This window comes from Arthrobacter sp. GAS37 (assembly GCF_044908325.1).
Classification (GTDB): Bacteria; Actinomycetota; Actinomycetes; order Actinomycetales; family Micrococcaceae; genus Arthrobacter; species Arthrobacter ramosus.
Map to the genome: position 1 here is coordinate 109,196 of NZ_JBIYDB010000012.1, position 6,514 is coordinate 115,709.

A 6,514-nucleotide genomic window follows, 5' to 3' on the forward strand; every position below is an offset into this window, starting at 1 on the left:
GCACCAATGTCGATGCAGGACACTCCAGAAGATCGACAGCCTGAGGAAACGCAAAGCGTTCCGCTGCCAGGATCAGACAGGGCTCCGGCTCCAGGCGTCCGGGACGTTCTCGGTCCCGTCGATCCTTCCCGTCGGATCGAGGCGACAGTCATCCTTAGGCGCCAGGAAGAAATGCCCGAAGTTCCCTCCGCAGCGCTTTCGCGGGACGAACTGGCCTCCCGATACGGCGCATCGGCCGCAGACCTGGATTTGGCTGTACGCACTTTCGCCAACCTCGGTCTCGACGTTGTGGAGTCGGACGCTGCAAGCCGCAGGATCCGGCTGGCAGGTACCGTGGAGCGGATGGGCAGCATCTTCGGAACGTCCCTTGACGAGCTGACGAGCCGCGGCCCGGACGGCAACGCTGTCACCCACCGGCATCGCACCGGAGGCCTCCAAGTACCTGCAACCCTCGACGGCGTCGTCGTCGCCGTTCTCGGCCTTGACGACCGGCCGCAGGCCCGGGCCCAATTCCGCGCCATTCCCTTGGCCGCGGCCGGTACCAGCTACACCCCGCCCCAGCTGGGAAAGATTTACAACTTCCCCGAGGGAACGGACGGAACGGGGCAAACCGTTGCCATCCTTGAGCTGGGCGGCGGCTACGGACAGCAAGACCTTGACACCTACTTCCAGGGCCTGGGTATCGCCACGCCGAGCGTCACCGCAGTGGGAGTCGACGGCGGGGCGAACCAGCCGGGGCTGGATCCGGCGGGCGCCGACGGGGAAGTCCTGCTCGACATCGAAGTAGTCGGCGCCTTGGCGCCGAAGGCCAGGATCGTGGTCTATTTTGCCCCCAACACCGACGCCGGGTTCCTGGATGCGATTGTCGCAGCCTCCCATGCAAATCCGGCGCCGGCCGCGATCAGCATCAGTTGGGGCCAGAGCGAAGACGCCTGGACCGCCCAAGCCCGGACGGCTTTCGACCAGGCCATGGCCGACGCTGCGGCCCTCGGGGTGACGGTGACAGCCGCAGCCGGGGACAACGGCAGTGCGGACGGCGCAACGGACAATAAGGATCACGCCGATTTCCCGGCGTCGAGCCCGCATGTACTGGCCTGCGGCGGAACCCGCCTTCAAGCAGACACCGCGACAGGGGTCATCAGCGCGGAAACTGTCTGGAACGACGGCCCCAACTCGGCTACCGGCGGAGGATACAGCGACGTCTTTGCGGCTCCCTCCTGGCAGTCGGGCATCTCGGGACACGCCAAACACAAGCCTGCGCCCAAGAAGGCCGGAAGGGGCGTTCCCGATGTCAGCGGTGTCGCCGACCCGCAGACCGGTTACCGGGTGCGCGTCGACGGGAAAGACATGGTGATCGGCGGAACCAGTGCGGTGGCACCACTCTGGGCGGCGCTGGTCGCCCGCCTCGCCCAGGCCACTAACAGGCGCTTCGGGCTGATCCAGCCGCTGCTGTACCAAAACGGCACACAACCGGCGTCGGGCTTCCATGACATCACCACAGGCTCCAACGGGAGCTACCATGCCGGGACCGGCTGGGACCCCTGCACGGGCCTGGGCAGTCCGGACGGCAGTGCCCTCCTTGCATTGCTGCAAGCCAAGCCCTAGCAGACCTGCCGGAACCGTCGCAGTAGTCCCAAAAACCTACCGCCCAGATGGGTTTGGCTTGGTAGACTGGTTGGTGTCCTTTACAACCTCAGGTTTCAAAGGAGGCTACACAATGGCTGGATACTTTGAGCTGATCGACGGACCCGACGATGGGTACAGGATTGCACTACGCGACGGCGACGGCGACATTCTGGCGATGTCTACGACTTTCGCCACCAAGCAGTCGGCTGTCCGCGGGATATCCACGCTCAGGGAGATCGCCGGAACGGCCCTGATCAAGGACAGAAGCCATGGCCGGTGGACCCCGTCCCTTGAGCGTCAGGCCCACCGCTTGCATCTGCTCCACCAACCGGCATGGCGGAAACACGAAGTGAGAAGCGCCGCAGGCCGCTTGTAGCCCTGCGATAGCGCGGTTTCAGACCGCCCCACAGTCCGGTCCCGCGGTCCTCCCCATTACGGGTTGGACGGGTCGCAGTTACGCATGCCAAAAAATCCCTCCCGCACCGGGTCTTCTCGGCGAAAAACGGCATGCCCGCTCCTGCTTTGGCTGCCCCAGCCGGAGCGGATACGATGGACGATGGCTGGCTGTGGTCCCCGTACGCCACAAGCTATGAAGCCTTATCAATGAATAGGAGACACCCGTGTCAGATGCCCAGCAGATCACCCTCATCGTCGATGGCGAAGAGACCAAGGTGACGGAAGGGACCACCGGCGCGGAACTCTTCTTCGAGCGCCGCGACGTCGTAGTGGCCCGTGTCGACGGCGAACTCAAGGACCTTGACCAGGTACTGCCCGAGGGTGCCCAGGTTGATGGCATCACCATCGACTCGCCGGACGGACTCAACGTCCTGCGCCACTCGACCGCGCACGTCATGGCCCAGGCCGTGCAGCAGCTTCGTCCGGACGCCAAGCTCGGAATCGGCCCCTACATCACAGACGGCTTCTACTTCGACTTCGATGTTGCCGAGCCCTTCACCCCTGAAGACCTGCGCCAGCTCGAGAAGATGATGCAGAAGATCATCAACCAGAACCAGAAGTTCGTGCGCCGCGTCGTCACCGAAGACGAAGCCCGCGAAGCCATGAAGGGCGAGCCCTACAAGCTCGAGCTGTTGGGCAAGAAGAACGACGCCGCCGACGCCGGCGAGGGCGTCAACGTCGAAGTGGGCGCCGGGGACATCACCATCTACGACAACGTGGACCGCAAGAGCGGTGAAAGCGCCTGGTGCGATCTTTGCCGCGGCCCGCACCTGCCCAACACCAAACTGATCTCCAACGCCTTCGCCCTGACCCGCTCCTCGGCGGCATACTGGCTCGGCAACCAGAACAACCAGCAGCTGCAGCGCATCTACGGCACCGCCTGGCCCACCAAGGACGCGCTGAAGGCGTACCAGGAGCGCATCGCCGAAGCCGAGCGCCGCGATCACCGCAAGCTCGGCGCGGAGCTGGACCTGTTTTCCTTCCCGGATGAGCTGGGCTCCGGCCTGCCGGTGTTCCATCCCAAGGGCGGGATTATCCGCAAGGCGATGGAGGACTATTCGCGCCAGCGTCACGTCGACGCCGGATACGAGTTCGTCTACACCCCGCACATCACCAAGGGACACCTCTACGAAGTTTCCGGCCACCTTGACTGGTACAAGGAAGGCATGTTCCCGGCGATGCACATCGACGCGGAATTGAACGACGATGGCACCGTGCGCAAGCCCGGCCAGGACTATTACCTGAAGCCGATGAACTGCCCCATGCACAACCTGATCTTCCGTTCGCGCGGCCGCTCCTACCGGGAACTGCCCCTTCGGCTCTTCGAATTCGGCTCTGTGTACCGCTACGAGAAGTCCGGTGTTGTCCATGGGCTGACCCGCGTGCGCGGCATGACACAGGACGACGCCCACATCTACTGCACCCGCGAGCAGATGAAGGACGAACTCACCACAACCCTGAACTTTGTCCTCGGCCTGCTCAAGGACTACGGGTTGGACGACTTCTACCTTGAACTGTCCACCAAGAACGAAGACAAGTTCGTTGGGGAAGACGCTGCTTGGGAGGAAGCCACCCGTACCTTGGCCGAAGTAGCCGAGGCCTCGGGCTTGGAGCTGGTGCCGGATCCGGGTGGAGCCGCGTTCTACGGTCCCAAGATCTCCGTGCAGGCCAAGGACGCCTTGGGCCGCACTTGGCAGATGTCCACCATCCAACTGGACTTCAACCTGCCTGAGCGGTTCGAGCTGGAGTTCCAGGCCGCCGACGGCACCCGCCAGCGTCCGGTCATGATCCACCGTGCTTTGTTCGGCTCGGTAGAGCGTTTCATGGGCGTACTCACCGAACACTACGCGGGAGCTTTCCCCGCATGGCTTTCGCCCGTGCAGGTGGTTGGCATTCCGGTGGCGGAAGCGTTCAACGACTACATGTTCGACGTCGTCGGCCAGCTCAAGGCCGCGGGCATCCGTGCCGAGGTGGACATTTCCTCGGACCGCTTCCCGAAGAAGATCCGCACTGCGAGCAAGGACAAGATTCCTTTCGTCCTCATTGCCGGCGGAGAGGACGCAGAGGCCGGCGCGGTGTCGTTCCGCTTCCGTGACGGCAGCCAAGACAACGGTGTGCCCGTTGCCGAGGCCGTCCGAAGGATTGTGGACGCCGTCAAGAACCGCGAGAGCTGACGAGTCGGACACCGCGGGGGGGCAGGGAACAGTGCAGGAGAACACGGGCGTGACAGCTGACTATCCGGGCGATGCCGAAGTGACTGACGACTTCGGCCTGGCAGGTGTTCCCGATGCCTTCCAGCGCCTGTGGACCCCGCACCGCCTGGCCTATATCAAGGGCGGGCAGAACCAGTTCAAAAACGAGGACGACTGCCCCTTCTGCGTGGCTCCGAGCCGCACGGACGAGGAATCCCTCATCGTGCGCCGCGGCAAGACGTGCTACGTGGTGCTCAATTTGTTTCCCTACAACCCCGGTCATTTGCTGGTGTGCCCGTACCGGCATGTTCCGGACTACACGGACATCACGGTGCAGGAAACAGCGGAAATGGCGGAACTCACGCAGACCGCAATGCGGGTGCTGCGAAAGGTGGCCAACCCGAGCGGCTTCAACCTGGGCATGAACCAAGGTGTGGCGGGCGGGGCGGGAATCGCCGCCCACCTGCATCAGCACGTGGTTCCGCGCTGGGGTGGGGACGGGAACTTCTTCCCGATCATCGCCCAGACGAAGGCCATCACCCAGACCCTTGACGAGGTCCGCCAGCAGGTGGCCGACGCCTGGCCTGAAGAGTCGGATCTGTCCGGGGAGACGGATGCTTAATCGGCACGCCCGCGGGTTTTTCACCGGGCTGTTCTCGCCCCTTGCCCGGTTCCTAATCAGGGTGGGAGTCTCGCCTGACGCCGTTACCGTCGTCGGGACCGCCGGCGTAGTACTGGGCGCCCTGATTCTCTACCCCCTGGGCCAGCTCTGGTGGGGTTCGCTGCTGATCGCCGTTTTCGCGCTGTCCGATGTCGTGGACGGCATCATGGCAAGGGAACAAGGACGCAGCGGTCCGTGGGGAAACTTCCTCGACTCCACGCTGGACCGGCTGGCAGACGGCGCCATCTTCGTCGGCGTCGCAATCTGGTTCTTCACGGGCGGCGGGAACAGCGCGATTGCCATAGCGTCCCTGGCCTGCCTGGTGCTCGGGATGGTGGTTTCGTACGCCCGCGCCAAGGCTGAATCATTGGGCTTCTACGCCAATGTGGGCATCGCCGAACGCGCGGAGCGGCTCATCTCTGTGCTCCTCGTCACCGGTCTGACCGGACTGGGCTTGCCTCCCGTCGTCTTGCTGGTGACCCTTGTCATGCTCGCCGCCGCTACGGCCGTCACAGTCGTCCAAAGGATGGCGGCCGTCCGCGAACAGGCGATGGCAGACGTCGACGGCGGGACGCCCGCCTAGGCGGTGGGATCATCCTGTCGTGTGCACGCGCGTTTCGTGTCCGGGGCGGGTTCATTTCCGGGTGGGTCTGAAGTGGTGGTTGCGTCGGGGTGTTTGGCGGGGGTCGACGTGGGGTGGTGGTTTGAACCATGGCACGCCGGTTTCCATGGTGATGGTCCAGTGTTCTTTGTGGATGACGTGGTGGTGGTGGCTGCATAAGAGGGTGCCGTTGTCGGTTCCGGTGGTGCCGCCGTTGGACCAGTAGGTGATGTGGTGGGCTTCGCACCAGGGTGCGGGGATGGTGCAGTCGGGGAAGGCGCAGCCTTGGTCGCGGGCGATGATGGCTTTGCGGATGTGGGGCGGGAAGACCCGGGTGGTGCGGCCGATGTCCAGCACGCGGCTGTCGCTGCCGAGCAGGACGGGGATGATGTCCGCGTCGCAGGCGATCTTGCGGATGACCGAGGGGTGGAGCGGGCCCTGGAACGTGGAGGCGCCGCTGCTGAGGCGGGGGCCGGTGGGCGTTTCGCGGGCGTGGTGTCCGAGGCGCTCGAGCAGGTCTTGGTAGTCGATGGTCACCATCACCTGCGGCCGGAGACCACCGTTGGCCGGCAGTTCGCCGGTGGACAGGGCCGCTGCGCAGGCTCCGATGAGCCCGTCGAGCAGTTTCTGCGCCCGGGAGCGGCGGTCCAGGTCGGTGCCGGTGGCGGCGGCGTTGGGCTGGAGGCGCGGGTTGGTGGCGGCGGCGTTGGGCTGGAGGCGCGGGTTGGTGGCGGTGTTCATGACGGTGGCGAGGGTTTCGAATTGGTCCGCGGTGGCGAAGATTTCCAGGTGGTGCAGGCCGCGGCGGGGTTTGCGGATGAACGCTCCCTGGCGGTGGCGCAGTTCTTCCTCGCCGGGTTCGGATCCGTCCTGGTCGATGGCATCAACCCAGCGTTTCGCCATCCGGGAGACGAAGTCGGGATCGCTCTGCACCGCAGTGTTGGTGAGTGATTGCTCCATCTGGTGGGCGGTGTCCGC

At 64.7% G+C, this 6,514-nt stretch carries 6 protein-coding genes; 5 read left to right on the forward strand and 1 reads right to left on the reverse strand.

Annotated features, from left to right (window positions below; genetic code table 11):
* Positions 1 to 6: 6 nt before the first annotated feature.
* The 5 genes from ABH924_RS12325 (at position 7) to pgsA (ending at position 5,518) form a co-directional block, all read left to right on the forward strand.
* On the forward strand, positions 7 to 1,605 hold the full coding sequence (locus ABH924_RS12325; RefSeq protein ID WP_404499165.1) for a protease pro-enzyme activation domain-containing protein: 1,599 nt from the start codon (positions 7 to 9) through the stop codon (positions 1,603 to 1,605).
* 112 nt (positions 1,606 to 1,717) lie between these two features.
* Positions 1,718 to 2,002, forward strand: a complete 285-nt coding sequence (locus ABH924_RS12330; protein ID WP_234753639.1) for a YegP family protein — start codon at positions 1,718 to 1,720, stop codon at positions 2,000 to 2,002.
* 244 nt (positions 2,003 to 2,246) lie between these two features.
* Positions 2,247 to 4,256 carry a threonine--tRNA ligase gene (thrS, locus tag ABH924_RS12335; protein ID WP_404499167.1) on the forward strand — a complete coding sequence of 670 codons (2,010 nt, stop codon included), beginning with the start codon at positions 2,247 to 2,249 and terminating at the stop codon, positions 4,254 to 4,256.
* 31 nt (positions 4,257 to 4,287) lie between these two features.
* Positions 4,288 to 4,896 carry an HIT domain-containing protein gene (locus ABH924_RS12340; RefSeq protein WP_234753637.1) on the forward strand — a complete coding sequence of 203 codons (609 nt, stop codon included), beginning with the start codon at positions 4,288 to 4,290 and terminating at the stop codon, positions 4,894 to 4,896.
* On the forward strand, positions 4,889 to 5,518 hold the full coding sequence (pgsA, locus tag ABH924_RS12345; RefSeq protein WP_404499169.1) for a phosphatidylinositol phosphate synthase: 630 nt from the start codon (positions 4,889 to 4,891) through the stop codon (positions 5,516 to 5,518). Before ABH924_RS12340 ends, pgsA begins: the two co-directional genes overlap by 8 nt.
* Positions 5,519 to 5,569: 51 nt before the next feature.
* Here the strand turns inward: pgsA and ABH924_RS12350 are convergent.
* Positions 5,570 to 6,514, reverse strand: a 945-nt coding sequence (locus tag ABH924_RS12350) for a DUF222 domain-containing protein (RefSeq protein WP_404499171.1), incomplete at its 5' end; no start/stop codon positions are given.

Excerpts from the sequence above, each read along its gene's own strand:
- ABH924_RS12325 (WP_404499165.1), top strand. The coding sequence starts at position 7 with ATGTCGATGCAGGACACTCCAGAAGATCGACAGCCTGAGGAAACGCAA.
- ABH924_RS12330 (WP_234753639.1), top strand. The coding sequence starts at position 1,718 with ATGGCTGGATACTTTGAGCTGATCGACGGACCCGACGATGGGTACAGG.
- pgsA (WP_404499169.1), top strand. The coding sequence starts at position 4,889 with ATGCTTAATCGGCACGCCCGCGGGTTTTTCACCGGGCTGTTCTCGCCC.